Annotated in this window: 30 protein-coding genes; 16 read left to right on the top strand and 14 right to left on the bottom strand. The window is 51.9% G+C overall.

Features of this window, described 5'->3' with window-relative positions; all coding sequences use genetic code 11:
• Positions 1-12: 12 nt before the first annotated feature.
• Both uriH and GP475_RS00520 read left to right on the top strand, forming a co-directional pair.
• Positions 13-957 carry a uridine-preferring nucleoside hydrolase UriH gene (gene uriH / locus GP475_RS00525; protein WP_187974737.1) on the top strand — a complete coding sequence of 315 codons (945 nt, stop codon included), beginning with the start codon at positions 13-15 and terminating at the stop codon, positions 955-957.
• A 52-nt stretch (positions 958-1,009) separates the two neighbouring features.
• Complete coding sequence (locus GP475_RS00520) at positions 1,010-1,222, top strand: hypothetical protein (RefSeq protein ID WP_187974736.1); 213 nt, start codon at positions 1,010-1,012, stop codon at positions 1,220-1,222.
• Positions 1,223-1,391: 169 nt separating this feature from the next.
• Here the strand turns inward: GP475_RS00520 and trhO are convergent, their stop codons facing one another.
• On the bottom strand, positions 1,392-2,288 hold the full coding sequence (gene trhO / locus GP475_RS00515) for an oxygen-dependent tRNA uridine(34) hydroxylase TrhO (protein ID WP_187974735.1): 897 nt from the start codon (positions 2,286-2,288) through the stop codon (positions 1,392-1,394).
• Between the two features lie 49 nt (positions 2,289-2,337).
• Positions 2,338-3,627 carry an MFS transporter gene (locus GP475_RS00510; protein WP_187974734.1) on the bottom strand — a complete coding sequence of 430 codons (1,290 nt, stop codon included), beginning with the start codon at positions 3,625-3,627 and terminating at the stop codon, positions 2,338-2,340.
• Positions 3,628-4,004: 377 nt separating this feature from the next.
• Here GP475_RS00510 and GP475_RS00505 point away from each other — a divergent pair, with 377 nt between their 5' ends.
• The gene (locus GP475_RS00505; RefSeq protein ID WP_187974733.1) at positions 4,005-5,036 is read left to right on the top strand and encodes an esterase/lipase family protein; all 1,032 of its coding nucleotides are present in this window, start codon (positions 4,005-4,007) and stop codon (positions 5,034-5,036) included.
• A 9-nt stretch (positions 5,037-5,045) separates the two neighbouring features.
• On the opposite strand, the gene GP475_RS00500 is transcribed toward GP475_RS00505, so the two are convergent.
• The 7 genes from GP475_RS00500 to GP475_RS12420 all read right to left on the bottom strand — a co-directional run bounded on the left by GP475_RS00500 (position 5,046) and on the right by GP475_RS12420 (position 7,416).
• Positions 5,046-5,597 (bottom strand): LppP/LprE family lipoprotein, encoded by a 552-nt coding sequence (locus GP475_RS00500; RefSeq protein WP_187974732.1) that lies wholly within the window; start codon positions 5,595-5,597, stop codon positions 5,046-5,048.
• Between the two features lie 3 nt (positions 5,598-5,600).
• Positions 5,601-5,768 (bottom strand): HAD family hydrolase, encoded by a 168-nt coding sequence (locus GP475_RS12445; RefSeq protein WP_262485206.1) that lies wholly within the window; start codon positions 5,766-5,768, stop codon positions 5,601-5,603.
• 46 nt (positions 5,769-5,814) lie between these two features.
• Complete coding sequence (locus GP475_RS12440) at positions 5,815-5,970, bottom strand: hypothetical protein (protein WP_262485205.1); 156 nt, start codon at positions 5,968-5,970, stop codon at positions 5,815-5,817.
• A gap of 171 nt (positions 5,971-6,141) precedes the next feature.
• Positions 6,142-6,276: a hypothetical protein gene (locus tag GP475_RS12435; RefSeq protein WP_262485204.1), complete on the bottom strand. Its 135-nt coding sequence runs from the start codon at positions 6,274-6,276 to the stop codon at positions 6,142-6,144.
• A 24-nt stretch (positions 6,277-6,300) separates the two neighbouring features.
• On the bottom strand, positions 6,301-6,561 hold the full coding sequence (locus tag GP475_RS12430) for a hypothetical protein (RefSeq protein ID WP_224400143.1): 261 nt from the start codon (positions 6,559-6,561) through the stop codon (positions 6,301-6,303).
• 195 nt (positions 6,562-6,756) lie between these two features.
• A complete protein-coding gene (locus tag GP475_RS12425; protein WP_224400142.1) occupies positions 6,757-7,080 on the bottom strand; it encodes an FAD-dependent oxidoreductase in 324 nt (107 codons plus the stop codon).
• 81 nt (positions 7,081-7,161) lie between these two features.
• Positions 7,162-7,416: a hypothetical protein gene (locus tag GP475_RS12420; RefSeq protein WP_224400141.1), complete on the bottom strand. Its 255-nt coding sequence runs from the start codon at positions 7,414-7,416 to the stop codon at positions 7,162-7,164.
• A 69-nt stretch (positions 7,417-7,485) separates the two neighbouring features.
• Here GP475_RS12420 and GP475_RS00485 point away from each other — a divergent pair, with 69 nt between their 5' ends.
• The 3 genes from GP475_RS00485 (at position 7,486) to GP475_RS00475 (ending at position 10,427) form a co-directional block, all read left to right on the top strand.
• The gene (locus GP475_RS00485; protein ID WP_187974731.1) at positions 7,486-8,235 is read left to right on the top strand and encodes a GntR family transcriptional regulator; all 750 of its coding nucleotides are present in this window, start codon (positions 7,486-7,488) and stop codon (positions 8,233-8,235) included.
• Between the two features lie 271 nt (positions 8,236-8,506).
• Positions 8,507-9,697, top strand: a complete 1,191-nt coding sequence (locus GP475_RS00480; protein ID WP_187974730.1) for an NAD(P)-dependent malic enzyme — start codon at positions 8,507-8,509, stop codon at positions 9,695-9,697.
• 61 nt (positions 9,698-9,758) lie between these two features.
• On the top strand, positions 9,759-10,427 hold the full coding sequence (locus GP475_RS00475; protein ID WP_187974729.1) for a 3'-5' exonuclease: 669 nt from the start codon (positions 9,759-9,761) through the stop codon (positions 10,425-10,427).
• A gap of 19 nt (positions 10,428-10,446) precedes the next feature.
• On the opposite strand, the gene GP475_RS00470 is transcribed toward GP475_RS00475, so the two are convergent.
• A complete protein-coding gene (locus tag GP475_RS00470; RefSeq protein ID WP_187974728.1) occupies positions 10,447-11,244 on the bottom strand; it encodes a hypothetical protein in 798 nt (265 codons plus the stop codon).
• Between the two features lie 64 nt (positions 11,245-11,308).
• Positions 11,309-11,842 (bottom strand): PucR family transcriptional regulator ligand-binding domain-containing protein, encoded by a 534-nt coding sequence (locus GP475_RS00465; protein ID WP_187974727.1) that lies wholly within the window; start codon positions 11,840-11,842, stop codon positions 11,309-11,311.
• Positions 11,843-11,969: 127 nt separating this feature from the next.
• Between GP475_RS00465 and gabT the strand changes: the two genes are divergently transcribed.
• From gabT to GP475_RS00450, 3 genes are read left to right on the top strand one after another with little or no spacing between them, the layout of a single operon-like run.
• Positions 11,970-13,292 (top strand): 4-aminobutyrate--2-oxoglutarate transaminase, encoded by a 1,323-nt coding sequence (gabT, locus tag GP475_RS00460; protein ID WP_187974726.1) that lies wholly within the window; start codon positions 11,970-11,972, stop codon positions 13,290-13,292.
• Positions 13,289-14,653: an aldehyde dehydrogenase family protein gene (locus tag GP475_RS00455; protein WP_187974725.1), complete on the top strand. Its 1,365-nt coding sequence runs from the start codon at positions 13,289-13,291 to the stop codon at positions 14,651-14,653. Before gabT ends, GP475_RS00455 begins: the two co-directional genes overlap by 4 nt.
• Positions 14,650-15,852 (top strand): aromatic amino acid transport family protein, encoded by a 1,203-nt coding sequence (locus tag GP475_RS00450; RefSeq protein WP_187974724.1) that lies wholly within the window; start codon positions 14,650-14,652, stop codon positions 15,850-15,852. Before GP475_RS00455 ends, GP475_RS00450 begins: the two co-directional genes overlap by 4 nt.
• A 37-nt stretch (positions 15,853-15,889) precedes the next feature.
• Here GP475_RS00450 and GP475_RS00445 read toward each other — a convergent pair whose 3' ends face one another.
• Positions 15,890-16,093, bottom strand: a complete 204-nt coding sequence (locus GP475_RS00445) for a PLDc N-terminal domain-containing protein (protein ID WP_187974723.1) — start codon at positions 16,091-16,093, stop codon at positions 15,890-15,892.
• Positions 16,094-16,100: 7 nt separating this feature from the next.
• Complete coding sequence (locus GP475_RS00440) at positions 16,101-16,613, bottom strand: hypothetical protein (protein ID WP_187974722.1); 513 nt, start codon at positions 16,611-16,613, stop codon at positions 16,101-16,103.
• Between the two features lie 162 nt (positions 16,614-16,775).
• On the opposite strand from GP475_RS00440, the gene GP475_RS00435 reads away from it, so the two are divergent.
• Positions 16,776-17,459: a GntR family transcriptional regulator gene (locus tag GP475_RS00435; RefSeq protein WP_187974721.1), complete on the top strand. Its 684-nt coding sequence runs from the start codon at positions 16,776-16,778 to the stop codon at positions 17,457-17,459.
• Here the strand turns inward: GP475_RS00435 and GP475_RS00430 are convergent.
• The gene (locus GP475_RS00430) at positions 17,454-18,803 is read right to left on the bottom strand and encodes an MFS transporter (protein ID WP_187974720.1); all 1,350 of its coding nucleotides are present in this window, start codon (positions 18,801-18,803) and stop codon (positions 17,454-17,456) included. The genes GP475_RS00435 and GP475_RS00430 overlap by 6 nt on opposite strands.
• Before the next feature lie 107 nt (positions 18,804-18,910).
• Here GP475_RS00430 and GP475_RS00425 point away from each other — a divergent pair, with 107 nt between their 5' ends.
• The 6 genes from GP475_RS00425 (at position 18,911) to GP475_RS00400 (ending at position 26,010) form a co-directional block, all read left to right on the top strand.
• Positions 18,911-19,606, top strand: a complete 696-nt coding sequence (locus tag GP475_RS00425; RefSeq protein ID WP_187974719.1) for a DUF2848 family protein — start codon at positions 18,911-18,913, stop codon at positions 19,604-19,606.
• Between the two features lie 428 nt (positions 19,607-20,034).
• The gene (locus GP475_RS00420) at positions 20,035-20,274 is read left to right on the top strand and encodes a FeoA family protein (RefSeq protein WP_187974718.1); all 240 of its coding nucleotides are present in this window, start codon (positions 20,035-20,037) and stop codon (positions 20,272-20,274) included.
• Positions 20,271-22,232 (top strand): ferrous iron transport protein B, encoded by a 1,962-nt coding sequence (gene feoB, locus GP475_RS00415; protein WP_187974717.1) that lies wholly within the window; start codon positions 20,271-20,273, stop codon positions 22,230-22,232. The genes GP475_RS00420 and feoB overlap by 4 nt, the downstream gene beginning before the upstream one ends.
• A 7-nt stretch (positions 22,233-22,239) precedes the next feature.
• Entirely contained in the window at positions 22,240-22,515 is a 276-nt protein-coding gene (locus GP475_RS00410) for a FeoC-like transcriptional regulator (protein ID WP_187974716.1), read from the top strand.
• Between the two features lie 145 nt (positions 22,516-22,660).
• Positions 22,661-24,565, top strand: coding sequence for a beta-glucoside-specific PTS transporter subunit IIABC (locus tag GP475_RS00405; RefSeq protein WP_187974715.1), 1,905 nt, complete (start codon positions 22,661-22,663; stop codon positions 24,563-24,565).
• Positions 24,562-26,010: a 6-phospho-beta-glucosidase gene (locus GP475_RS00400; protein WP_187974714.1), complete on the top strand. Its 1,449-nt coding sequence runs from the start codon at positions 24,562-24,564 to the stop codon at positions 26,008-26,010. Before GP475_RS00405 ends, GP475_RS00400 begins: the two co-directional genes overlap by 4 nt.
• Positions 26,011-26,044 lie beyond the last annotated feature (34 nt).

Raw genomic sequence — 26,044 nt, 5'->3', positions numbered from 1 at the left:
AGGATCGCAAGGGTGAGTAACAAAAAGAAAATCATTTTAGATTGTGATCCCGGGCATGATGATGCGGTTGCCTTGATTCTTGCTCACGGCAACCCCACCATCGACCTAGTTGCGATAACCACTATCGGAGGCAACGCGTTTTTAGGAAAAGTTACCAAGAACGCACTCGGTATTATGGCGAAAGCTGGGATTAAGGATGTGCCCATTGCGGCAGGCTGTACTCGCCCACTTCTTCGGGAAGTCGAGGAAGCAGGTGACGTGCATGGGGAGACCGGACTTGATGGTGTTGACCTTCCCGAACCAGAAGTAGAGCTAGACCTCCGACACGGCGTCGATCTGATCATTGACACCATTATGGGTTCTGAGCCAGGTAGTATCACCCTGGTTCCTACCGGGCCGCTGACAAATATTGCGATGGCGGTCCGAAAAGAACCAGCCATTGCCGAGCGGGTAAAAGAAGTCGTGCTCATGGGAGGCGGTATCCATGAAGGCAACTGGTCAGCAGTGGCGGAATTCAATATCAAAACAGACCCCGAAGCTGCACAGATAGTATTCGATGCCCCATGGGAAGTAACCATGGTGGGACTTGATGTCACTCATCAGGCATTAGCCACCGAAGAAATCAGTGCCCGGATCCAGAACATTGGAACTCCTCTATCAGAGTTTGTCCTTGGGCTTCTGAGTTTCTTCCGAAAGGCATACAAAGACAACCAAGGTTTTGATCATCCGCCGGTTCATGATCCAGTAGCTGTAGCACGGGTAATTGATCCGAGTATCGTCGGCACAGTCCGGGCGCCCATTAGCGTGGAATGTCAAGGAAGTTCGACGCTTGGCATGACGGTGGTTGATCTACGTCCTGGCTGTACCCCAGAAAACTGCCATACCCAAGCTGCACAGACTCTCGACACGGAGCGATTCTGGGATCTTGTTATTGACGCAATCCAACGAGCAGGCTAACCTCAACCCCTAGAAAGATTACAAAGCTTTTTATTTTCCTGGAGTAGCTACAATGCCAGAACCTCAAAAACCACGCCCGAATGCAAAAACCCTCCGCAGATATTCTCTCTTAGCGTTTGGCGTGGCTCTGTTCTGGATAGCACTCATGATGGGGCTCGGGCATACTCTTCAGGAATCCTTGGGTAATCCATTAACTATGTCAGCGCTAAGTACCGTGTTGTTTACCTTTATTGCGAGCACAACCCGAGAACGAGGGGAGCGATAAAACTCATGTTGTGCGGGACGGCACCGTGCTAGAAGTCTTCCACCTTATCCACATCAATCTATCTCTCATCAGTTGATAGGTGAGCTTTTCTGCCACCACTTTAGGAGTGGTTAGTTGTGCTTCCGCTGCCGGGAATAGGCGCTACGCCGTGGGGATTCTCTGAGCTGATTTAACTCATATCCACCCTGATATCCGATGTCCCGCACTGTGGCGATTTACCCGCTCGCTCACATTCTTCACAAAATAGTACTTGCTCATCGCAACTACCTTGACGGCAGTTTACATAACGAGCAGTAGGCTGTCCACAGACACAGCAGCGACCCAAAGGTTTAACATCGTCCCCGAATTCCACATGCATTCTCTTGTCGAATACATAGAGAGAACCGTCCCAATACCCTTCGTTCCCGTAGGCTTCTGCGTAACGGACAATACCTCCGTCTAATTGATACACATCCTGGAAACCACGGTTTTTCATCAAAACTGTCAGCACTTCACACCGAATTCCTCCGGTGCAATACGTGACCACTGGCTTATCTTTGAGATCATCGTATTTTCCAGATTCTATTTCAGCTAAGAAATCACGCGTGGTCTCGGTGTGAGGGACAACGGCATTATGGAAACGTCCGATTTCGGCTTCCATAGCGTTACGCCCGTCAAAGAACACCACATCTTTACCATGCTGATCCATCAATTCATGAAGCTCATGAGGTTTGAGATGCTGGCCCCCGCCGAGCACTCCGTCGGGTGTTACTTTCAATTCTCCGGGCGCGCCAAAAGTCACCAGTTCTGGACGGACTTTGACGCTTAGGCGCGGGAAGTCATCGCCTAACCCCTCTGACCATTTAATATCAGCGTTCTTAAAAGGTGCGTAGCTCTTCAAGGCCCGGACATAGCGTTTGACATCATCCAGCTCCCCACCCACCGTGGCATTTATCCCATCTGGTGAGATAATGATTCTTCCTTTGAGGTTGTGCTGCTCGCAGAGGCTACGTTGCCAAAGTCGAATAGCGTCTGGGTCAGCGAGAGGTGTGAAAACATAAAACAGGATGATCTTGGGAACGGCCATGGAAAAAATTTTAACCCTGCTGCTTTTTTAGGAGGAATCCAGGCTGAATCTAGTTCTTACCTCGATCCAACGCCGCGCCTAGTGCCACGGCCACACCAGATATCGCCAGTACTATGCCCACGCCAAAGGTGGAATGCGTTGCTGATTTAGCTACTAAGCTTAGTGCCCCTAGAGGTGCTAATCCTCCAGCTACCGCTGTTCCGATTTCTCGGGCGGTACCTACGCCTGTTGAGCGGGCTGAGGTGGGAAATTGGTGGGATAAAAATGATCCTTGAGCTGCAAACATCATAGGTGCAAGGATTCCTGTGCCAGCGCCGATAGCTAGGTAAGCGGCCCAGGGTTGACCCATGCCCAGAAGCCATAAAAATACTGCTGAAAAGAAAATAGATAGCCCTCCCCCTAGACCGATGACTGTGCGGGAGCCAAACCGGTCGCAGAGTTCTCCGCATAGTGGCACCGTGATGATTGCAATTAAGCCAGCAACCATGATGGCTCCGGATGTAGTGTTGGCCGAGATGTGTTGATACTCAGTCAGGTAGGCAACTGAGAAGGTCTTAAAGATATAGCTGAGAGCGTTATATCCAACAGCCACAATGAAAACCACCCCGAGTCCGCTCCAGTGTGTTCGGAGGACTTCTAGTAGGCTCAGCTTGGGTTCGGAGACATCGACATCTTGCTGATATTCCGGGGACTCTGGCAGGGTGCTGCGCACCCACATCCCTATGGCGACAAGTACCAGAGAGAAGATAAATGGAATTCGCCATCCACCATTGAGAAGAAAGTCATCACCATGGAGAGTCAGGAGAAAGATCGTCGCAGATGACAGCACCAGGCCGAGGTTCAGTCCTAGAGCTGGCCAGGCTCCTTGACGACCTCGTCGCTCTTCGCGAGCATGTTCGTAGGCGTTGACGGCTGCAGAAGCATATTCAGCCCCAGCTCCCATTCCTTGAAGAATTCTTAATAGGACTAGGAGCACCGGTGCAAGCATTCCCGCAGTATCAGCTGTGGGTAATAATCCGATTGCTGCGGTGGATATTCCCATCAAAATGAAGGTGGTGACAAGTACGCGTTTGCGACCGATCAGATCTCCCAGATGACCAAAGAGAATTCCGCCTACGGGACGAGCGATGAACCCCACTGAGAAGGTGGCGAAAGCCTTGAGTGTGTCTGATTCGGTATTGCCAGAGTGGAAAAAGACCTTCGCGAAAACAATCGAGGACATCGTGGCATAAAGGTAAAAGTCATACCACTCGACTGTTGTTCCGATAACCGTCGCACTCATCACTCTGCGTAAGCGACGACGCTCTTCACTTGGTGATTCTGCTCGGAGATGACTCATTATTGCTCCTTGGGTAATTTTTGAGCAGGAAGAGGTTTACCTAGTGTCCTAAATCACGTCAAAGAATAGCATGTTGCATGCAACCCCGGATAGGTGCTGACCTCATCACTAGCAGTCCTCATTTCCGAGAAAGCCCCAATAGAGTTTCTGGGACTATGCAGTCACCCTGGGGGTGTGCCTGGTAGTCAAAGGGGACTGTCGGTCTATAGAAATTACAAGTATTTCGCCACACTTTACCCCCATGAAGGGCTAAATGACTCCTTTTCTTTAACAAAGTCCCTGGATAATGCGGGTTCACCCACATCTTCCTTTGGTTACGTGCCATTAAGATTCAGGCGAACCCCAAAATTCGTAGTACATCACTGAAAGGGCTTATCATGAGCTCACTCACATTAGGGCGGCGGACTTCCCGTGCTCTTCGCCGCTTTATTCTAGCTGGAATTTCTGCTCTTAGCCTGGGGCTAGGAATCAGTTGTTCCGCTGGTCAAGCCGTCGCTGGCGAAGTCACCCCCTGGACCGGAATGGGAGTCCAACTCCCCGCAAAAGACAACCTCACCGCAGCAAAACTGGCCGGTACCGGGACCATAAATCCCAGCCCCTCAGGCGCAAACGAGGAGTGTACCCCGGCACCCGGACAAAACCCCGTTGTCCTGCTCCACGGTATGGCCTCTAATGCCTATGAATCGTGGTCGGCTATTGCACCCATACTCAAAGCCCAAGGTCGCTGCGTCTATGCCCTGAACTACGGTGCTTATAACCACCTCGATGGACAAGGTAGCTCAGCTATTGGCCTTCTGCCTGGTTTTAGCGGCATGGATTCCCTTGACCACAACTTGGCTGAAGTCAGCCAACAAATTGATCTGATTCGGCAACATACTGGCGCCCAGAAAGTGGACCTAGTGGGATGGTCCCAAGGCGGTACTTTGGCAACTGCCTACGCTAAAGAACACGGCAGTGAGGCTGTGGGAACTGTTGTCTCTATTGCCGGAGTCCTCCGCGGGACGTCACTCTTTGGTCTGTCTAATCTCCACAAAGAACTGGTAGAAGCAGGGGTTCCCATTACTACAGCTGTCGATGGAATCCTTGGCCCCATCGGGAATGATCTTCTTGAAGGCTCTGACTTCATGATGCGTTTGAAAGATGGCGGGATCGAGGCAAAAGGGGTGCATTATGTTGCCATCTCTAGCCTGATGGATGAGGCCGCCACCCCGTTGGGTAACTCCCAATACAATTCCGGTGACTATCGCAACATTGTGCTTCAAGAAGGATGCCCAGGGGATCTTGCCGCTCACCTAGGAATGCCTTATGACCCGCGGTCGCTGGCGTATGTCAGCAATGCTTTAGGCGGCAATGTGCCGGTTCCTTGTACCTCCACCGTCGGCCCCTTTGTTCCAGGTAGTTCGCTGTAGATCTGCCGTTTAGGAGTGATGCGGTCCGCGGTAGTCCTTTCCGGTCAGATCAAGGGTGGCCTTCGCCTTGGGCTGACCGGAAGCCTGGACTTTCCCTTGCTCCACGGAATAATTAACCTCCTGGCCATCAAAGTCCACAGTGATATGGGAATCATCGGAACGTGTCACACCATTTATTTTTTCGACGACGACCGGCGCCGGATCATTCACGAAATCTCCGTGCTGTAGCAAAATCACCGCCTGGCCAGATTGTTCACCTGCCAACTGCACGATGGCGTAGCTAAGCGGCTGAGCCGGATCATAGCAGTTCTCCACGACCTCAAACGAAGCTGCTCCTCCCCCGTTCACCGGGATTTCCCCGAGCTTCATCCAGCGACCAAAAGCACTATCCCGAAGATCTTTTCCCTGACATTGTGAACTAGATGCTGGATGAGATGTCGAGGTATCAGAATTAGTCACCGTAGAGGTTACTGTGACTGTCTGGTTCTCACTTGATCCGCACCCACCCATCAATAAAGCTGCTGGGACAAGGACGATAAGACACGCGTGGGAGAGTTTCATAAGTTATATCTTAGCTATTAGTTCACCCCCATCTGCGGCGGAGCCGACTATTGCATCGGCCTTGAGCTGCTGAAGCTCAGTCGTGCCGAGATCACCGGTGAGTACTCCTACCGTATAGACACCGGCTGCCTGCGCGGAGCGGATATCAGCTGCAGTATCACCGAAGTTCACGACGCGCCGCGGTCTGTGATGCCAACCTGAGACATCGTGGCCTGAATCAAGTCTGGTGCCGGGTGACCTTTGAGACTTCATCACCAGCTACTGATATATCTGGATGCCACTCTAAACTGTTGAAAATAATATCGACGATGTCCCGAGAAAAACCGGTGGTGAAGCCGATCTTTATGCCGCTATCGGCAAGCTCGTGCAGCATCTCTGGAATCCCTGCTAAGGCAGCAGGCGGATGATCCCGATAGGTCCTAGCTAACTCGGCTCGAAACCATCGCCAAGCTCGGTCTCTAGCCTTCTCCCACTCTTCTCCACTCAGCTCGGTTCCTACTTGTATGAGTTCACACCTAAGGCATGGCGTTTTCCAACCCCATATTCACCTAGATTGCTCAGGAGAGAGAACCGCGTCTTCCCGTTCCGCGGCTTCTCTTAAGACCCGATATACCTCTTCTCTGTCATCGGTCGTTGTTCCGGCCAGGTCAAAAATTACTAGTTCTATTGTGGTAGACACAATGGTGCTCGCCTCTTTTCGGTGTTATTCAGGCCTTCTTTCGACACGAACTACTAAGTCTGCCAGCCCAAAGGACAGGGTCATCCCAATTCCAGAGGCAACTACAGCTAGCGCAGTTCGCAGATCCGGGTATTCCACAATCAGATTTGTCTGCGAACTATCTGCATAGCGGCCTAACCACCGCTGTTTAATCTTTCTTTCGTGCGGTTCGACACCGACGAGGGCACTTGGTTCCCGGATCAAGATATCGGAAATATCCTCTTCAAGGAATAGCTCCGAAGACATGTCATAGGCATGGGGTCACCACCCACTAATATCCCCAAGAGGATGGTGGTGAGCATGAGATTTGCACGGCACTGACTAAGTTCAGGCTGGTTTTCGTTGATCTCTCGTCGCAATGCAGAGACCGAAGGCATGGCCGCAAAGCCGTCATATCGCAGCAAAGGTTCCGGTCAGGACAGCAAGAGCATCGGGAATGCGCTATGACCTGTCTAACAGAGCCATCACCAAAGAACACACTCTGACATGGTACTTTTCCGCATAATCAGGAAAGAGCTGAAGAAGCTCCAGCCCCGGACACACTATTACCCGATCAGCGCAATAGTCTCCACGACTTGTGGCAACCACCCCATCGGCTACGTCATACACTCTGGTGTTCCACGTGAAACACACGCCCCGGCTGGCTAAGAACTGCGCGAGGTGTGGTGCAGCTTGACGAGGATTAACCCGCAGCTCTGCCTTTAAATGCGCCCCGCCAACCTCCGCTAACCGCGGATTCCCAAGAGCTGATTGGACGTCGGACATATCATGCAGACTCAGCTGCGAACCGCGATGCGCATGAAATTCCTGAAGGACTTGCCATTCACATTCAGTGCGCGCAGGAATCTAAGTACCCGACTTGCTCACCCAGAGTCCGGCATCACGCGCAGCAGCTAACCACCTCTCACGGGATACAGTGATCAAGTTCTCTAATTTATCGCTTTGGCCGGTAAAGCAGGCGTGTCCAAAGTTTTGAATAGAGGATCCTACTGGACGGTCAGCAGCATCAATGTCCCGAACTCGTTGGCTCTGACGAGAAGCGAGATAGGCTACCGCCAAACCAAGGATGCCGCTACCACCTACCACGAGGTCATCAGTCATGAATCCAGTATTACTGAGTTTCCCTAAACTTGTCTATATAGGTATCTCTCAATATGTTAGGGTAAAATTGTGTCAGATCAGCAGCAATACCTGATTATTGCCTCTCATCTCCGGGAAGCAATACAAAGTGGAGAACTCCAACCTGGAGATAAACTGCCCTCGGAGGCCCGCTTATCTCAACAGTTTATGAGTTCGCGAGGCACCGTTCGGCACGCGCTAGAAAAACTCCGTGCCGAAGGGCTGATTAGCTCTCATCAGGGGCGTCGCTCCCAGGTCCTTCTTCCGGCCCTGACCCAGGATTTTGACAGCGTCGTCTCTTTTAGTCAACGTTGCCAGGAGGCCGGAAAAACACCTGGCGAACGCATCCACTCTCGGGAGATGATTGACGCTGGTCCTCGGCTCGCGGTCCAATTGCAATGCTCCAGCAGTGCCTCAGTTCTGGCACTAGTTCGGGTGCGGTTGATGGATAATACCCCAACGATGGTGGAACGGATCTACTTTCCTGAGGAAATAGCCAGCCATCTATCGGATTATCAGAGCTCTAGCGGCTCTATGTACCAACACCTTGTTGAGCGTGGAGTGGAAATTTCACACGCACATAGCACCGTGACGGCCACGGCGGCGGACGCGGATGAGGCCCAGGCGCTAGGTGTCGCCCCCAATTCCCCATTATTTGTGGTTAACCAGTGTGTTTATACTGCTGACGGCCAGCCAGTATGGTGCTCTGAGCAACACTACCTACCCGAATTAGCGAGCTTTTCCATCAACAACGTCAAGGAACGCCCCTCCCCGAGCTTCTTTACCCCTGGTCGGGCATAGAAAACCCTAGCCGCGCATCAAGTACCATATAGCGAGGCGAAGCTCTCCCGCTGAGTGTTTTTTAGGCCCAACCCGATTGTGTTTTCCTGCGATGATGAACAGTCTTAAAAGTTATATTTATCACCTTCTGCTATGGGTATCCTTTTTCCTCGCCGCCTTTTTCTTCTTCTATGACCTTCATTTAGAGGCCTTCATCGTCTTAGTGTCTGGCTTAGTTCTTCTTTTCAAACCCTGGCGCCAGGATTAGCGCAACCTTATACACTTAATAACTATGAGTCTTTCCAACGAGCGCAAACTAGAACATCAGCCGGCCCACTTAAGCGACCAAGAGATTTTTGATGCGCATGAGGGCGGAAAGCTCACCATCGCTTCTTCACGCCCGCTGCGCTCCGTCCGTGACCTGTCCTTGGCTTACACCCCCGGGGTGGCACGGGTATGCCAAGAAGTACAGCACACCCCCGCCGCGTCATTGCGACTAACTGGCCGAGGTCGCACCGTAGCTATTATTTCCGACGGATCCGCAGTTCTCGGTTTAGGCAATATCGGACCCCTGGCAGCCCTACCAGTAATGGAAGGAAAAGCCCAGTTATTTAGCGCATTCGCAGACTTAAACGCCGTCCCTGTGGTGCTCGATGTCCACGACGCCGATTCGCTCGTAGACACCATCAAGGCCATGGCCCCCTCATTTGGTGCTATCAATTTAGAAGATATTGCCGCCCCTACCTGTTTCGAGGTGGAGCGTCGATTAATTGAAGAACTAGACATCCCTGTGATGCACGATGACCAACACGGCACAGCCATTGTTATCACCGCGGCGCTCCATAACGCATGCCGATTATTAAACCGAGACCTCACTCGCCTGAAAGTGGTTATTTCTGGGGCCGGGGCGGCCGGCGTAGCATGTGCAAAAATGCTTCACGAAGCAGGAATTAGCGACATCACTGTTTTGGACTCTCGGGGAATTATTCACTCCGGTCGGGATAATTTAAACCCGGTGAAACAGGACCTGTTAAAGATTACTAACCCGCGAGGAATCAGTGGTGGCGTAGCCGAAGCACTGCGCGGAGCCGACGCTTTTATTGGCCTGTCCCGCGGACACGTCTCAGAGCAAGAACTCGCAGGTATGGCTGCCGAACCTATCCTGTTCTCTCTTGCGAACCCGGATCCGGAAATTGCGCCGGAATTAGCGTACCGGTATGGCGCTGTGGTGGCGACAGGACGCAGCGATCTGCCTAATCAAATCAACAACGTGCTGGCATTCCCGGGGATTTTCCACGGAGCTTTAGCTGCCCATGCCACTGCTATTACGCCAGAAATGAAGTTAGCCGCCTCCCGAGCTATCGCCGAAATAGCCGCTGAACGTCTCGATGCAGAATATCTGATTCCCTCGCCGTTGGATGGACGGGTAGCCCCAGCAGTTAGCGAAGCAGTCCGGATGGCTGCGGCTCGACAAAACCCCTGAGTGCAACAGGCAAAAGGACTTCTCCCTACCCCGCTTATTCAAGCGCTACACTAACGGCATCATGAGTATGCCCCCTCTTCCTTTCCCTATCGCGGTTCTCGATTGCGAAACTACAGGTCTTCACGCTACCGACCGTATCCTTGAAATTGCGGTTGTCCAGCTCAATCAACATCTAGAAGTTGAGGGCCGCTGGGAAACCCTCGTTAATCCGGGGCAAGATGTAGGTCCTACTCATATTCACGGTCTAAGCGCCGCCGATGTCCATCAAGCACCCCGATTCCCCGGGATAGCCGTACACCTGCTACACCTGCTCCACGGTCGAGTCATGGTGGCGCATTACGCTAAGTTCGACGCTCAGTTTCTCTCCCAGGAATTTGCTCGCTGCCACACCCAGCTAGCCCCGTGGCGGGAGTGGTCCTTGTGCACCCTGAAGCTTGCCAAGCAACGATTCCCCAAGCTAGGTTCCTTTTCGCTGAGTAGCTGCGCCAGCCATGTGGGGATCCGTAATTCAGCTGCTCATACCGCAGCTGCCGATGCCCACACCACTGTTGAACTTTTCCGCGCCTTGCACCGCGCACAGCTCATAGATTGTCGTCGAACCTCACCTTTCCCCTGGCACAACCTCGACTTATCTGCATACCCACCGGAGGCACCTCTACCGCGAGCACGCATTCACGGGATTCCGCTCATCGGTGGAGAAATCTGCGCCCACCAGACCAACTCCAACTAACTAGCTATTCCCTGGCTTTTTAAGAACGACCTAATCCGAGGATACTGATCAACACCAATTCTGTGAGCGTGAGAGGCGAGCTAAGGTCGAGCTCACAAATAAGTTCGATGGTGTTGAGCCGAGTACGTACCGTTTGACGGTGGCACCGACTGGAGAACTCCGCCGTTTTCGACCCAGGCGCCCAAGGTCTGAGCCAAGGCAGTTCCATGTTCAGCATCATGGAGGTCCAAGCGACTAAGAATCTCTTGGGCCCGTTCTGCTGGAACCTCACTAAGGACCGGATTTCCAACCACAAGGGCGCCTGATTATGCGGATCAACAATATGACCAATCTGCGCTCTTTGAGCTTGGATCTGCAGTAGGTCCACCTGCCTGGAGCTTAGTTCCTCCACCGGTGTGGGCAGTCCCACCGCGATCCGGACTTTATTGCTCAAAGCCCCAAATAGCTTCCGGATTTCTGACACTGTTCTTTCCACCATCACGGCGTCCAAACACATAAAAACAACGGGAGGAATTTTCCCGTGAGAATCAGCAAGATCCTCAAATAACCACCCCATTGCCCCCGTGCTGCCGCTGTCTTTCCCGAGGTGAAGGGCCATGGCCAAACTCGCTAACTCCGCTCGCGCATGATCGAACTCCTCTGGGCGTCGCAATAATATGGCCGCCAGAGTGGCGCAGTGCTGGACCAACGATCTAATCCGACTGTCGGGAGGTTCCACAACACCAAGAACAAAAACGTGGAAGCGTTCGCCCACGCCTCGAATCCGCTGGATCAACCAGAATTTTCCATTGTGGTGGTCTACCCTCGCGCGATGCACTAGGGACAGATTATGTATTGCCGCTAAGGCTCGTGCCTTTGGGTTCCATGAGAAAGGATCACTCTCAGCATTTACTCTTCCATCTGAATCCACCACCGCACAATGAGGCACAGTATTCTACGAGTGCCTCTAGCCCACGTTCTTGGGCTTCTCGGCTCAGTGCTGATATCTCCTTATCGATGGCTTCTTTTTGAGCATTGAGCTGCCTTACTTGTTCTGCTTGTGCAGTTGTGGTGATCGAAATAAAAGAGATTTCTTTAGGAATCTCAAACAAACCTAATCCCAATTCAGCGGTGGCGTGGACAAGTTCGACGGGCACCTCATCGTGTTTCATTCCTGTCCCAAAACCTATCGCCACTACCCCCGCCTTCGCCATTCGTTGAGCATAATCACGGAATTGCCCTGATTGATTGGTCAACGACAGCCCCAGAGTGAGCATGACGCTAGGGCTTTGAATATAGTCACTAGGATCAGCAAGCTCCAAGTTTTGAATGGTGCTAAATTGCTGGTCAGCGTGGTTAATAGGGATCAGCCGAAGCGACCGTTGGCTCAACAACCACCGCAACCCTAAAGGCGGAAAAGAAAACTCATTCATCATGATGACGATCAGGTAAAAAACTTTTCGACATCATGATGGTAGCTCCGGCGGGATCAAGGGGTTAATAATAAGCATCACACGACTAAAGTGATCTATAGCACATTTTTCCCTTAAGGAGTTCTAGTTCATGATTTCTGATTCTTACTCTCCACAACAGAGCCGCCACGTTATCGATCATTTTCCCGGAGAGGAAAACACGCGCCTCGGGGAGCGTCGAAATAACGCTGTCGCCCGCGCTCTCACCCCTCTTCTACCCATCTACGCCGACGTAGCTGATGGCGGCATTATCGCCGACAAAGACGGCAACCGTTTTATCGACTTCGCTTCCGGTATTGCGGTCACCACTGTGGGTGCTCGAAACCCGAAGGTTATAGCTGCCGCCAAAGAAGCATTAGACCACTTCACCCACACGAATTTCAGTATCACTCCTTATGAGTCCTATGTGGCTGTATGCGAGAAACTCAATGAGATCACCCCTGGTAATCACGAAAAGCGTAGTGTCTTGCTGAATTCGGGAGCAGAAGCAGTAGAAAATGCGGTAAAGATTGCCCGCCATTACACTCGACGCCCCTCGGTAGTGGTCTTTGATTACGCCTATCACGGCCGGACAAATTTAACCATGACGATGACGGCCAAGAACATTCCCTACCGGAATGGTTTTGGCCCACTTGCCAGCAACGTATTCCGGACACCAATGTCATATCCTCTCCGCGACAACCTGTCTGGACAGGAAGCCGCAACGAAGGCAATCACCATGATTGATGCTGGCGTAGGGCCAGAGAATATCGCCTGTGTAGTCGTTGAACCTATCCAAGGCGAAGGTGGTTTTATTGAACCAGCCCAAGGCTTCTTAACAGCCATCAATCAGTGGTGCCAAGACAATGGCATCGTCTTTATTGCCGATGAAATCCAGGCGGGGCTCTGCCGGACTGGACACTGGTTTGCTTGTGACTATGAAGACGTAGTACCTGACCTAGTCACTACAGCGAAAGGGCTTGCTGGTGGTATGCCCTTATCTGCGGTTACTGGGCGAGCGGAGATCATGGACTCCCCCATACCTAGTGGCCTAGGAGGCACCTACACCGGCAACCCGGTTGCCTGCGCCGCTGCCCTAGCCGCCCTAGATCAGATGGCGGAGTTAGACCTCTGTTCCGCTGCCCAAAGAATCGACAACATCATCACCGAGGAACTCAGTCCACTACTAGAGTTAGATCATGTTGCCGAACTCCGCGGCCGCGGCGCAATGAAGGCACTAGAATTTGTCCATCCAGATGGAGCTCCTGATCCAGAACGCACAGCAAAAATTGCAGCTGCCGTCCGAGACCGCGGTGTGCTCGCCTTAGTGTGTGGTTTCTATGGAAACGTGATCCGAATGCTTCCCCCACTCGTCATTGAGGAAGAACTATTACGCGATGGTCTCCAAGTCATTGTTGAGGAGGCCCGCAAATGAGCGCCACGTTCCCCGTCCTAAATCCGGCCACGGAAGAAATTATTGAACATGTTCCTAACGCCACTTCTCAAGAGTGGAACCAGGCACTCGATGCGGTCGTCGCTGCGGGCTCGCAATGGGCTGCGCTTAATGCACGGCAGCGCTCCAATGTCCTATTAGCCCTGTCTGAAGCCTTAGAGACGCAGGTGGAGGAGTATGCGGAGCTCATTCACCGAGAGATGGCTAAGCCTCTTGCTGAAGCTCGCGCTGAAGCCTTGTCCGCCGTAGACACTTTGCGCTGGTATTCCGAAGAAGCTGTGCGCCTGCCAGGTCGATATGCGGAGGCACCCAATGGTGGTGCGCACTTTATTATTACCCGACGCCCGATCGGCCCGGTGTTAGCTATCACTCCGTGGAACTTCCCGTTGAGTTTAGGAGTAAGAAAGATTGCACCTGCATTGGCTGCTGGCTGTCCGGTGCTGATCAAACCCGCCCAGGAAACGCCGTTAACCATGATCCGCTTTGGTGAACTACTCCGGGAAGTTTGTGGCGATCAAGGACTAGAATTGTGCCCCGTTACCGTGGTAAGCACCACCCATGATGCTGAATTGAGCCAAGAGCTGATGAATGACCCACGGCTTGCGAAAGTATCCTTCACTGGTTCGACTAACGTGGGCAAAATCTTAGTGAAACAATCTGGGGAACGTCTTCTGCGAACCTCGATGGAACTGGGCGGAAATGCACCCCTAGTCATTCACCAAGACGCAGATCTGGACAAAGCTGTCCAGGGGGCCTTCTTACTCAAGACTCGTAACGGTGGCCAAGTGTGCGTCGCGGCGAACCGAATTCTGGTGCATGAAGCTATTGCAGAGGCGTTCACGGAAAAATTAGTTGATCTTATGTCAGCAGCGCCAGCGTGTGCCTTGATTACTGAGGCTCAAAGAAACCGAGTCGCAGACCTAGTTAACCAGGCAGTTGCCGCGGGCGCAGAACTTCACTGCGGCGGCAACATCCCTGAGGGGCCAGGATATTTTTATCCAACAACGGTACTGAGCGACGTGCCAGAGACGTCGAGCATTCTGCACGAAGAAATTTTTGGCCCCGTAGCAGTTATCCAAACCTTCAGCACACTTGATGAAGGCGTAGCAATGGCTAATGACTCCGAATTTGGCTTAGCAGCCTATGGATATTCAGAAAACCTCCGCAATGCGCAGTTTTTAGCTGACAACCTCAACGCCGGAATGATCGCGATTAATGGCGCCGTAGTTTTTGACAACGCCACACCTTTTGGTGGAATCAAACAGTCAGGATTCGGCAGAGAAGGTGGTTTTGAAGGCATCGAAGAATACCTCAACACCCGGTTAGCGAGGTGGCAACAATGAGCACCGAAATCCGAAACACCAGCCATCCTAGAATCACTTTTCTACAAGGCACAGCGCTAATCTTTGGGACCAATATCGGAGCTGGGATTTTATCCCTGCCCTACGCCACCCGAAATGGTGGATACCTAGCGCTAGCAATCAGTTTAGTCGTAGCCGGTTTTATCACCACGATCTCCATGCTCTTTGTGGCTGAAGCATCCCTACGGACCAAAGAACCACTCCAGCTATCCGGATTAGCGGAAAAATATCTTGGGCAAACAGGACGATGGTTGACGTTCATATCGGTCACTATTCTTGGAGTTGCTGCACTTACCGCATATGCTGCAGGCTCTGGAACTATTCTTCATGAATTGTTGGGGATACCACCGATTGCTGGCACCTTGATATTCTTCGGAATAGGAACCGCCGTCATCCTCAAAGGGTTAGAAGCAACCGGACTAGTAGAAGGAATCCTCACTAGCGGAATGGCTATAGTTGTGGGGATTCTCTGTATTTGGACTTTCATCGGACCTGGCATAGATCTCATGAATCTGTGGGTGCTCCGCCCCTACTTCATAGTCCCAGTCATGAACATGGTGATGTTCATTTTCATAGGTCAATTTGTAGTCCCTGAGCTTGCCCGTGGCTTAGAAGACCGACCCTGGTTGCTTCCGAGAGCAGTGGTAGCGGGCATGAGTGCTGTGGGTTTCACCATAGCACTCGTGTCCTTTACCGCGTTAGGGTTACTAGGAATGAACGTCGATGAAGTCGTTACTGTGAGCTGGGGTCAAATACTAGGGCCGGTGGCCTACTACATGGCCAATATCTTTGCTCTAATCGCCATGCTCACCTCACTGGTAACTATTGGTTACTCCTCCATGCGCAATATCACCGACCTTTGTCACTGGCGTGAAGACGGAGTGCACCGAATCATGGCGGTGGCCTGGGCCATGCTACCCCCCATCGTCATTTCGATAGCTGGCTGGGGAGGCATAGTAAGCGTCATGACCTACGCTGGCGGATTTTCCGGCGCCATCATGTCGATTATGCCCGTGTGGCTCCTGCGGAAAGCACGTCAACAAGGAGACCGCAAACCCGGCTGGGTTAATACATGGCAAACCTCCCCGATTTTCACCATTCCCCTCGTTGCGCTCTTTTCACTCGCCTTTATCTACTCTGCACTCTTAACGCTGGACCTTGTCCCAGCGGGATGGAACTAACGAGGATGCAGCAGGAAAATCTGGACCACAGCTAACCCTACCGGTATAAGAAATACAGCAGGGGGCCGATGATGGGCACACCGAGCACAAGAAGAAGAGAAACCAAAGTGCTCTTGATGGTGTGTCGGTCTTTCACAAGGAGGACTATTGCAATTAACGCCAGGAGGAAAGCCAACGCTGCAAGGAACGCCCACATATAGTCCCAGAGCGTTGGCACCAGCGGCGACCGGCTAGCACCCATGAACACCTTAGTGGAAACAGGTGGGGAAAGAAGCTACCAGGCTCTTTTCTACCAGTTGTTGAATTACGCCAGATACGTCATTTCCCACAACTGGCAAGTCTGCACTCACCGGGTTGTCTGCTGGCGGAACCTGGCACTCCCGGTATTCCCTGGTCGTGACGCGCTCCACAGCGCGGATCTCTACGCCCTTGTCATGAGGTAAATACACCAAAGTTGTCTCAATACCATTTCGGTCAACAACATCCACTGGTAGCTGCTCGCTCTTAGCATTCTGGGTAATTACCGGCCCGCTGCCAGCCTCGCCAAAGGCTACTTTCACCCCCGGAGGGGTAGCCAAAATGAGAGTAGACTCATTGACCTGCTCAATTGCGCCTGCTGTTTGCGTCGGACTAGTGACATCCGACGCTGGTTGAGCTGGGCTGTCAGCACAAGCCACGCTGCTTCCTCCGATCAACATTGCTAAGGCAAGGGCAGATCCGCCGAGGCCTTTTCTCACATTCTGACGTGAACGGACGTTCATGCGGAAATCCTCCTCAGAGTCCAAAACTTCAGGGCTGCTTCAGGTTTGGACCCTACGTGCCAGTAAGACACCAGGCAATAGTTTAAGGAAAAGAGTAGACGAAAGGCACCAAAAACTAGGTTCGACGGTGGTCGAAAGTTACCACCGATTATCGTTATAGCTATGGGTTCGGGCATGTCATCACGTCAAAATAACAAAACAGGACAGCATCTTGTGTACGAATACTTAACTACAGAGGTGCTGGTCCGTCCGGAGCTACAAGGTACTTTCCTCAGTGAACAAGAGCTAGCCGCACAAATTGGTATATCGAGAACACCTGTCCGTGAAGCTTTCCGCCTGCTTACAGCGGAAGGACTATTAGAACAGATCCCTAATAGAGGAACTCGAATCCCCACTGTAGATAAAAAGCAAATTCTTGATCTGATGGAGCTTAGGCTACTTCTTGAAACACATGCAGCTCAAACCGCTTTAAAACAAACGAAGAACTCTTTACTGTGTCAACGACTAGCAACCACTTTGGAGGAACAACGTCAATTACTCAACCATTCGGATAAGCCTAAAATTGTTGAATTTATCCGACTTGATCAGGAATTTCACGCTCATCTTTTAAATGCTGCCGGCAATAACGCAATAATTGAAGTGTACAACAGAATAAGAGTCCGACAGCGCCTGATAGGGGCCACCGCACTTTTTGCTCCAACTCGGTGGCGCGAAGTCATTGAAGAACATGCAAAGATCGTAGATTCCCTGAAAAACAAAGAATCAGAAAAAGCTATTCTTGCTCTCATAGACCATCTGAACAAAACTAAGCAAGTTTTATTGAAAAATTTCAGTGCGGAGTCATAAGTTCGTCGCTTTTTTGATTGTATCTAAATGCTCCAAATCCTCCTCAACCACTGGATTTCTTCCAATTGACAACCCAATCAAGGTGAAAAACACTGCTCCTGTGACATATAAAGAGACGGGAAGCGACCGAATCTCTGGACCTGCAACCCACGTGAACATCATGGGTGCCATGGCGCCACCAAAAACTCCGCCGATTGTATAAGCAAGAGAAGACCCGGTGTATCTCAATCGTGGATGAAACTGTTCGATGACATAAGCAGCTTGTGGTGCGAACATGAAACTATGGCAAGTCCCAGCAATAACCATAGCTATTGCTAACTTTTCAAAAGTACCTGCCCCTGCCAGTGGGAAAAGCAGATAAGACCAAGCTGCAGCAGAAATGGCAGCAACGGCATAGAGAAGACGTCGATTTAATAGATCAGACAACCATCCAGCTAACGGGATAGTCACTAATTGAGTAGCTGATCCAATAAGCACGGCACTTAGGACTGTGCTTCTTTCAAAACCGAGACGTTGGGTCCCATAGGTCAAGATGAAAACCGTATACAAGGCATAAAAGACATCCGGTCCAAGCCGGCTCAATACTGCTGCAATGAGTGGCTTTAACTGAGTGATAATTACTTCGGTGATAGGGCTCTCTGATCGATCACCAGCATTTTCAAGTGCTCTAAAAACGGGGGTATCTTCAAGCTTTAGCCGGATCCATAATCCGAATCCGATAAGGATTAGGGAGACGATAAAAGCAACGCGCCAACCCCAAGTCATAAACTGTTGCTCGTTGAGAAATGCCGTCAAAAATGCAAGTACGCCATTGGCCAATAGGTTTCCAGCTGGAGGCCCTACTTGTGCGGCACTAGCCCAGAAGCCACGTCGATGGGGATTTCCATATTCTGAGGAAAGCAGTACTGCTCCGCCCCATTCACCACCTACGCCAACACCTTGGAAAAAGCGCAAAATAACTAGGAAGATTGGAGCCCACAGACCAATCTGAAGATATGTAGGCAACACTCCGATTAAGAATGTTGCCACGCCAATGAGAACGAGTGTGTAGACCAGGACAGTCTTTCTTCCTAATCTGTCACCTAGGCGACCAAAAACTACCCCGCCGACCGGCCGCGACAAATATCCAATGGCATACGTTGCAAAAGCCATGAGCGTAGCGGCGTATTGATCTTCTGATGGAAAGAATAACGGGCCTAAGACAAGGGCAGAAGCGGCCGAATATACCGCAAAGTCATACCACTCCAGGGATGTCCCGGAAAGTGATGCAACAAAAGCCTTATACAAGTCTCTCTTCGAGACATCAAAATGATCGGACTGAAGCGAAGAATCGAGATTTTTCATAACACCTCCCTGGTGCTGGAAATCATCAGCTTTTCGGTAGATTGTATACAATAAACTGATAATGTGTAGATAAAACTCTAATTTCTATCGTGCAATAGGAGCTTTTTATGCCCAACACATCCACTTTTCCAGTGTTATCATTTCAGCTTCCCGACGGCAGTACCCGCGTTGTAACAGTGCGAAACCTTTTTAATGCTGGCTATGCAGGAAAGAATCAAGAGGAGGTTCAAGCCCACATCAAAGAGCTCGCAGCATTGGGTGTTCCCGCCCCTTCCACTAGTCCCACGCTGTACCCCGTTTCTCCATATCTCGCACAACAAACAACACAGATTCCTGTGCAACACGGCAGAACTTCTGGAGAAGCAGAATGGGCCTTAATTATTGATGATCTAGGCGAAGAATTCCTCACCGTAGCCTGTGACCACACTGACCGGGCTTTGGAAACCAAAGGCGTAGCTTGGTCAAAGAATGCTTCTCCCGATGTATTAGGAAGTACTGCTTTTCCTCTCAAGGATTTGCCCGAGGACTTGTCAGAAATTTCCCTAAAAGCGTGGGTAGGTAAGGATGAAGTACTGATTCAAGACTCCGACGCCAGCGCATTGCTGTCACCTGATTACTGGCTACAAGTTTTGAAGGAGCGCGGCGAACATCTTCCGGGAACCATATTGCTTTCAGGCACCATAGTTATGCTTGAGGGAATCGACCAATTCTCAGATCGATGGCGTGTTGATCTAACAGTCCCAGGCCTAGGCACAGCTTCCGTCAAATATGACGTACTACAAATGCCCGATCCCATTGAGTAAGCACGGTTTTGTCGCACTCGATGCTAGGCTCTCATCTTTAGCTCTAGAGTCAGTAACACCTAAGAAGTACTCGCAGGCAAAAACGCTGTTAACTTTGTCCGATTGGAACCACTCTAGGTGTTGAACTCGTAAAATCCACGTTGTTTTTGTAGTAGTCCTCTCGCATCTCAAAATCTCAGGTTTGGACCCTACGTGCCAGTAAGACACCAGGCAATAGTTTAAGGAAAGGCACCAAAAACTAGGTTCGACGGTGGTCGAAAGTTACCGTGAGTGATTCTTAATACGCACATAAGCCGACAGATAGCGTCGCCTATCCGAAGTCGAAGAATTTACCCTCACCTATGTTTGACAAATTAGCCGTGCCACACCTAAACTCGTCGATTATCAGGAGCCTTAGGCTCACCATACTGGATTATTTGGGATTCACAATGACGGACTTTCAACCGTCGACGACTCTCGCCGACGTTCCCATTGGAAAATCAGCACTCATCCTTGCCCACCATACAAACCCTGAGCTCAGTCGTCGTCTCAAGGAATTGGGGTTAAGAATCGGGCGCTTCGTCAGTGTGCACCAGAAGACCAGCGGGGGTGGACAAATCATCCGAGTAGGTGAATCACGCTATGCGGTTGATAAGCGAACCCTTAGAGCAGTTGAAGTTAGGCTATGAAACGAGCACCGCGCGCTATTAAAGAAGCACCGTCGTGCCAAAAATGCGGAGCGGGGGGAACCGCCCAGGCGCCCGACCATGCTCCTATCATCGCGCTCATCGGTGCCCCCAATGCTGGTAAATCCACTCTTTTTAACGCTCTTACCGGCGCTAAAGCCCAAATGGGGAATTGGCCAGGTACCACAGTTGAGGTGTCTCGCGGGGCGTGGCGTACACCAGAGACTACTTATGATGTCATCGACTTCCCCGGCACATATTCCCTCACCGCGGTCAGCCCGGACGAGTATTTGACCAGAGAAATGCTCCTGGAGCGTGCTCCCGAAGAACGCCCGGATTTGGTGATCGTGGTAGCCGACGCATCACAATTAGCCCGCAGTCTTTATCTAGCGGCTGAAATTGCCGAAGAACCCTACCGGGTAGTTCTCGCTCTTACGAAGTCAGACATCGCTGCGAAGCGAGAAGTTTCCGTCAATCCTCAGGCCTTAGAAGCCGCTCTGGGGATCCCGGTGGTCGCCGTTGATCCGCGCCGCAAAAGTAACATTGCTGCGGTAGCGGAAACGGTGGCCCGCGCTATGCGTCGAACTCCCACCCGAATTTCCCCTCTTGATCCGGCCCTTCCCGACGAAGAACGGCTCGACGCCCGCTTCGAGCTTATCGACCAAGCAGTCGCCGCTAGCATCGGCACCGAGGGCGGAAACTCCTCTTTCAGTGACCGCATAGACAGATTTGTCCTCCATCCACTACTGGGATCACTCATTTTCCTAGTTGCAATGTGGTTAGTCTTCCAGATCACCACAACTGTTGCCGCACCACTCCAGGACGGTCTAGAAAGCTTTATCACCGGGACTATCTCAGACGTTGTTTCCTCTTGGTTGCCAGATATCCCCCTCATCCAAGGACTCATAGTCAATGGACTCATCAGCGGAGTGGGGATGGTCCTAACGTTCGCACCCCTGATGGCCCTCATGTTCCTCTGCCTCGCCATACTAGAGGATTCAGGATATATGGCTCGTGCCGCTGTAGTCTCCGACCGACTCATGAGATCCATCGGCCTACCCGGCAAAGCATTCATCCCACTAATCGTGGGATTTGGCTGTAACGTCCCGGCGATTTCCGCCACCCGAGTACTCGGCAACCCACGCCACCGCATCCTAACTGCACTGCTCATCCCCTTTACCTCCTGCTCCGCGCGACTGACCGTCTACGTTATGCTGGCCAGCACCTTCTTCCCAGACCACGCCGGCAGTGTGGTCTTCCTGATGTACCTCATCTCTATCGGGCTGATTGTGCTCACCGGCTTAGCGCTTCGCCACACCCTTTGGCGAACTATGCCCTCCGAACCGCTCGTCATAGATCTACCGGAATACCAATTACCTGTACCCCGCCTAGTGTTCTCGGTCATGTGGCAAAGACTCCGCGGTTTCCTGCAAACCGCCGGAGGAATCATCGTGGTGACCGTAACTCTGGTGTGGCTCTTACAATCCACCCCGGTTGCGAGCAACCACAGTTGGGGCGACGAAGACCTTCCGCCTCAGGACTCAGCTTATGGAGTAATTAGCGACGGAATTTCTCCCATTTTTGAACCCGCCGGCTTCGGTTCATGGTCTCTATCCGGAACCCTCATTACCGGATTCGTCGCCAAAGAAGCCGTCATCTCGACATGGGCGCAAACCTATGCCGTCGATGACGTCACCGATGACGATGCAGATACCCAAGCCTCAAGCCCCCTAGCCCAAAATATTCGCCAAGACTTTGCCGAAGCATCCGGTGGACACACGATCCCCGCAGTGTGGGCGTTTATGATCTTCCTCCTGGCCTACACCCCATGCGTTGCCACGCTAGCAGCCCAGAAGAGAGAAATCGGTCTGAAATGGACCCTCTTTGGGCTCCTCATCCAATTAGGTGGCGCATGGGCGCTATCCGTACTGACCTTCCAGCTGCTCAAACTTTTCCTCTGAGGTGAAAATGCCATCCCCACTGACAGCCGTTGAGAACGCCATAGCGGAGGGGGCAGTATCTCGCTCCGACATTGCACGGCGGGCTGGAATCCACCCGATGACTGTTGATGCCGTGTTAGAGCACCTCCTACGAACCGGTCGGATACGCCGCGAAACTCTCCACAGCTCATGTTCCTCCGGAGCCTGTTCCTCCTGTGCCCTCAGCGACGGCACCTGCACCACCACCGGCGCGCGAGGCCCCGTGATGCTGGTGCTCCAGAGATGTGAGAAAGACCACCCGTGAGGGCATAGCGGAGATAGTCCCGGGGAATTATGCTTTGAAAGAGAAACTAGGGGCGTGTCACTCCAATCCGCGAGGCATCAACCCCAACCTTCAGTATGAAAATAGCTGAGGGTTGAATCCACGTTTTGCCAAGGATTGGACGATCATGGCCGAAAAGGTCAGGGACTATCCCCAACTTGCCGCCGACATTTTGAAGCTCGTTGGCGGCGAAAAGAATATTCATAATGCGACGCACTGTGCCACCCGCCTACGCCTCGTTCTCAAAGAAACCCCTGCAGATGCGAAGCAGAAGGTTGCTAGCCTCCCGGGAGTCATTACCGTCATCGAAAACAGCGGCCAATTCCAAGTAGTTATTGGCACTCACGTTGGCGAAGTCTATGAATCTCTCATGGAGAACAGCTCCATCTCAGCTGCCGATACCGACAGTCAACCCAAAGCCAGCATCCTTAATCGGATCATTGCCACAATGTCGGCAGTATTTGCACCATTTATTTACGTGCTTGCCGCTGCCGGATTTATCCAAGGTATCTTAATTCTCATCCGGCTCGCCTGGCCGCCATTCACCGATTCCGGAACCGACCGGGTATTTTCACTCATCTCCTGGGCGCCTTTTACCTTCTTGCCGATCTTTATTGCCATCACTGCCGCTAAACACTTCAAAGTAAATATCTTCGTTGCGGTTTTCTGCTGCGCGGCACTGGTCAGCCCCGACCTAAGCACCCTCGCCGGGCAGGTTGCCGACGGTGAAAAAATTAGCTTCTTAGGCATGGCCCTAAGCTCCACCACCTATACATCCACCGTGTTACCACCGCTGATTCTGGTATGGATCCTGTCTTACCTAGAACACTTCCTTAATCGGCAAATCAAAGGGGTAGCCCAATCAATATTGGTGCCTTTTATCTCCGCGCTGGTGATGGTCCCCTTGACGCTACTCACCCTGGGGCCACTATCTGCAGCTGGAGCGGATGCGATCGCTAACGGCTATAACTGGCTCGTAGATTTCTTCCCCCCACTCGCTGCCGCCATCATCGGAGGATTCTGGCAAGTAATTGTTATCTTCGGCGTACATTGGGGAATTACCCCCGTGGTGCTCTCTAACTTCGAGCAATACGGTTCAGACTCTTTCCAAGCTTTCCAAACCGCAGCAGTCATCGGCCAAGTAGGAGCAGCGTTTGGGGTATTCCTCCGCAGCCGAAACCCCAGCTTGCGTGGTGTCGCTGGATCCGCTTCCCTCACCGGGATTTTCGGGATCACCGAACCGGCGATCTACGGTGTAACGCTCCGTCTCAAGAAACCATTCATCTGTGGATGTACGGCGGGTGCCGTGGGCGCAGTAGTGATTTCGCTATTCGGCTCCCGATACTACGTTTATGCTGGTCTACCAGGGATGTTAACTATTATGAACGCCCATTCAACAGATAACTCGCTCTCACTTCTGGGTGAAGTTATCGGCTGTCTCGTCGCTTTCGTCGGTGCTATCCTTCTCGTGCTAGTTGTCGGATTTACCGATCCCAAAACCGAAGAAGACAACCAAGATGCCCTCACCGCCTACGAAACATCCATCGGAGGAGAACAAGGCGTTAGCCGATTGTCTAGCCCGCTATCTGGCCACCCTCTCCCTCTCAAGGAAATTCCGGACGAAGTGTTCGCCAGTGGCAGTCTCGGAGAAGGGTGCGCCATCGACCCAGACGGCAGTACTGTCCATGCACCCTTCGATGGCACCATTGTGACGGTTATGCCCAGTGGTCACGCCATAGGACTAAGATCCGACGACGGTCTCGATCTGCTCATCCACGTCGGACTGGATACCGTCGCCATGAATGGTGAGCCCTTTACCGTTCACGTCGCCAAAAAACAACGCGTACGCAAGGGAGACTTGCTGTTGGAATTTGATCGCCAAAAGATTGTCGACGCCGGCTACTCCCCCATCACCGCCGTTGTCCTGACCAATTCCAAGGAAGTCGGCACTGTGATACCTCGTCCCGTGACTCATCTCAAAGAAGGCGAAGAACTCGCCGCTATCAAACGAACCGAAGGAGCTCAGCTATGAGCAACGACACTTTATCCGCTGATTTTCTCTGGGGAGGCGCCGTCGCCGGGCACCAAATAGAAGGGGCTTGGAACGAGGATGGAAAAGGTCCCAGCGTTATCGATGTTCTCACTGGGGGAGCGCACAACGTACCCCGACGCATTACAAAAGACATCGAAGCAGACGAGTACTACCCGAACCAGGTAGCGTCGGACTTTTACCACCGATATGAAGAAGACGTAGAACTCCTTGCCGGAATGGGGTTGAAATGCTTCCGCACCTCAATCCAATGGAGCAGAATTTTTCCCCGGGGAGACGAAGACGAACCCAACGAGGCAGGCCTCGAATTCTATGATCATCTTTTCGACAAGCTGAATGCACACGGAATCCAGCCCGTCGTCACGCTATCGCACTTTGAGCTCCCGCTCCACCTCGCCCGACACTATGGCGGATTCCGAAACCGAAAAGTAGTTGACCACTTCCTCCGCTTCGCGAAAGTATGTTTCCAGCGCTATCACACCAAAGTTCGCTACTGGCTGACGTTCAACGAAATCAACAACCAGATGGACACCCGCAACCCACTATTCCTGTGGACCAACTCAGGAGTGACCCTCCAGCCAGAGGACGATGACCGAGAAGTACTACTGCAAGTCGCACACAACGAGCTCATAGCTAGCGCTCTAGCCGTCAAAGCCGGGCATGACATCGATCCAGACCTGAAAATCGGTGCCATGATCTCCTTCGTTGCCATCTATCCCTACTCCTGCAACCCAGCCGACATCATGGCCGCAGACCAAGCGCTACATGAACGATTCCTTTTTCCAGATGTGCAAATCAGAGGCCACTGGCCCAACTACGCTCTCAAGGAAATAGATAGGAAAGGCTATGACATTGGTTTCCAAGAAGGTGATGATCATATCCTCGCTGAAGGTACAGTAGACTTCCTAGGTTTTTCCTATTACATGAGTACCACCGTCAAAGCCAACCCAGAGACAATCCTTGAGAAGGAAGAGGTCTTTAACGGAGGTCTACCAAGCTCCGTTGACAATCCCCATCTCAAAGCAACCGACTGGGGATGGACCATCGATCCCATCGGACTGCGCCACAGTCTCATCACACTTTCAGAGCGATACGACCTGCCGCTGTTCATTGTGGAAAATGGGTATGGCTCCTACGACTCTCTCTCAAAGGATGGCACCGTTCATGATGAGGACCGCATCGATTACCTGCGGCATCACATCGAACAGATGAAATTAGCAGTCTTAGAAGACGGTGTGGACTTGATGGGATACACCCCTTGGGGGATCATCGATCTAGTGTCCTTTACCACCGGTGAAATGCGCAAACGATACGGTATGATCCACGTCGACCGCAATGATGATGGAAGCGGAACACTAGCGCGAACCCCGAAAAAATCCTACTACTGGTATCGCGACGTCATTCGCAGCCATGGAGCCAAGCTATAGCGTGGGAGCAGGTCTGCGTCGAGCAAAAACTAAA

Source organism: Corynebacterium poyangense, assembly GCF_014522205.1.
GTDB lineage: Bacteria > Actinomycetota > Actinomycetes > Mycobacteriales > Mycobacteriaceae > Corynebacterium > Corynebacterium poyangense.
Note: the sequence above shows the minus strand (reverse complement) of the source record. Positions and strands in the feature narration are given on the sequence as shown.

Excerpts from the sequence above, each read along its gene's own strand:
- GP475_RS00520 (WP_187974736.1), top strand. The coding sequence starts at position 1,010 with ATGCCAGAACCTCAAAAACCACGCCCGAATGCAAAAACCCTCCGCAGA.
- trhO (WP_187974735.1), bottom strand. The coding sequence starts at position 2,288 with ATGGCCGTTCCCAAGATCATCCTGTTTTATGTTTTCACACCTCTCGCT.
- GP475_RS00510 (WP_187974734.1), bottom strand. The coding sequence starts at position 3,627 with ATGAGTCATCTCCGAGCAGAATCACCAAGTGAAGAGCGTCGTCGCTTA.
- GP475_RS00505 (WP_187974733.1), top strand. The coding sequence starts at position 4,005 with ATGAGCTCACTCACATTAGGGCGGCGGACTTCCCGTGCTCTTCGCCGC.
- GP475_RS00500 (WP_187974732.1), bottom strand. The coding sequence starts at position 5,597 with ATGAAACTCTCCCACGCGTGTCTTATCGTCCTTGTCCCAGCAGCTTTA.
- GP475_RS12440 (WP_262485205.1), bottom strand. The coding sequence starts at position 5,970 with ATGCTGCACGAGCTTGCCGATAGCGGCATAAAGATCGGCTTCACCACC.
- GP475_RS12430 (WP_224400143.1), bottom strand. The coding sequence starts at position 6,561 with ATGTCTTCGGAGCTATTCCTTGAAGAGGATATTTCCGATATCTTGATC.
- GP475_RS12425 (WP_224400142.1), bottom strand. The coding sequence starts at position 7,080 with ATGTCCGACGTCCAATCAGCTCTTGGGAATCCGCGGTTAGCGGAGGTT.
- GP475_RS12420 (WP_224400141.1), bottom strand. The coding sequence starts at position 7,416 with ATGACTGATGACCTCGTGGTAGGTGGTAGCGGCATCCTTGGTTTGGCG.
- GP475_RS00480 (WP_187974730.1), top strand. The coding sequence starts at position 8,507 with ATGAGTCTTTCCAACGAGCGCAAACTAGAACATCAGCCGGCCCACTTA.
- GP475_RS00475 (WP_187974729.1), top strand. The coding sequence starts at position 9,759 with ATGAGTATGCCCCCTCTTCCTTTCCCTATCGCGGTTCTCGATTGCGAA.
- GP475_RS00465 (WP_187974727.1), bottom strand. The coding sequence starts at position 11,842 with ATGATGAATGAGTTTTCTTTTCCGCCTTTAGGGTTGCGGTGGTTGTTG.
- gabT (WP_187974726.1), top strand. The coding sequence starts at position 11,970 with ATGATTTCTGATTCTTACTCTCCACAACAGAGCCGCCACGTTATCGAT.
- GP475_RS00455 (WP_187974725.1), top strand. The coding sequence starts at position 13,289 with ATGAGCGCCACGTTCCCCGTCCTAAATCCGGCCACGGAAGAAATTATT.
- GP475_RS00450 (WP_187974724.1), top strand. The coding sequence starts at position 14,650 with ATGAGCACCGAAATCCGAAACACCAGCCATCCTAGAATCACTTTTCTA.
- GP475_RS00445 (WP_187974723.1), bottom strand. The coding sequence starts at position 16,093 with ATGGGTGCTAGCCGGTCGCCGCTGGTGCCAACGCTCTGGGACTATATG.
- GP475_RS00440 (WP_187974722.1), bottom strand. The coding sequence starts at position 16,613 with ATGAACGTCCGTTCACGTCAGAATGTGAGAAAAGGCCTCGGCGGATCT.
- GP475_RS00435 (WP_187974721.1), top strand. The coding sequence starts at position 16,776 with ATGGGTTCGGGCATGTCATCACGTCAAAATAACAAAACAGGACAGCAT.
- GP475_RS00430 (WP_187974720.1), bottom strand. The coding sequence starts at position 18,803 with ATGAAAAATCTCGATTCTTCGCTTCAGTCCGATCATTTTGATGTCTCG.
- GP475_RS00425 (WP_187974719.1), top strand. The coding sequence starts at position 18,911 with ATGCCCAACACATCCACTTTTCCAGTGTTATCATTTCAGCTTCCCGAC.
- GP475_RS00420 (WP_187974718.1), top strand. The coding sequence starts at position 20,035 with ATGACGGACTTTCAACCGTCGACGACTCTCGCCGACGTTCCCATTGGA.
- feoB (WP_187974717.1), top strand. The coding sequence starts at position 20,271 with ATGAAACGAGCACCGCGCGCTATTAAAGAAGCACCGTCGTGCCAAAAA.
- GP475_RS00410 (WP_187974716.1), top strand. The coding sequence starts at position 22,240 with ATGCCATCCCCACTGACAGCCGTTGAGAACGCCATAGCGGAGGGGGCA.
- GP475_RS00405 (WP_187974715.1), top strand. The coding sequence starts at position 22,661 with ATGGCCGAAAAGGTCAGGGACTATCCCCAACTTGCCGCCGACATTTTG.
- GP475_RS00400 (WP_187974714.1), top strand. The coding sequence starts at position 24,562 with ATGAGCAACGACACTTTATCCGCTGATTTTCTCTGGGGAGGCGCCGTC.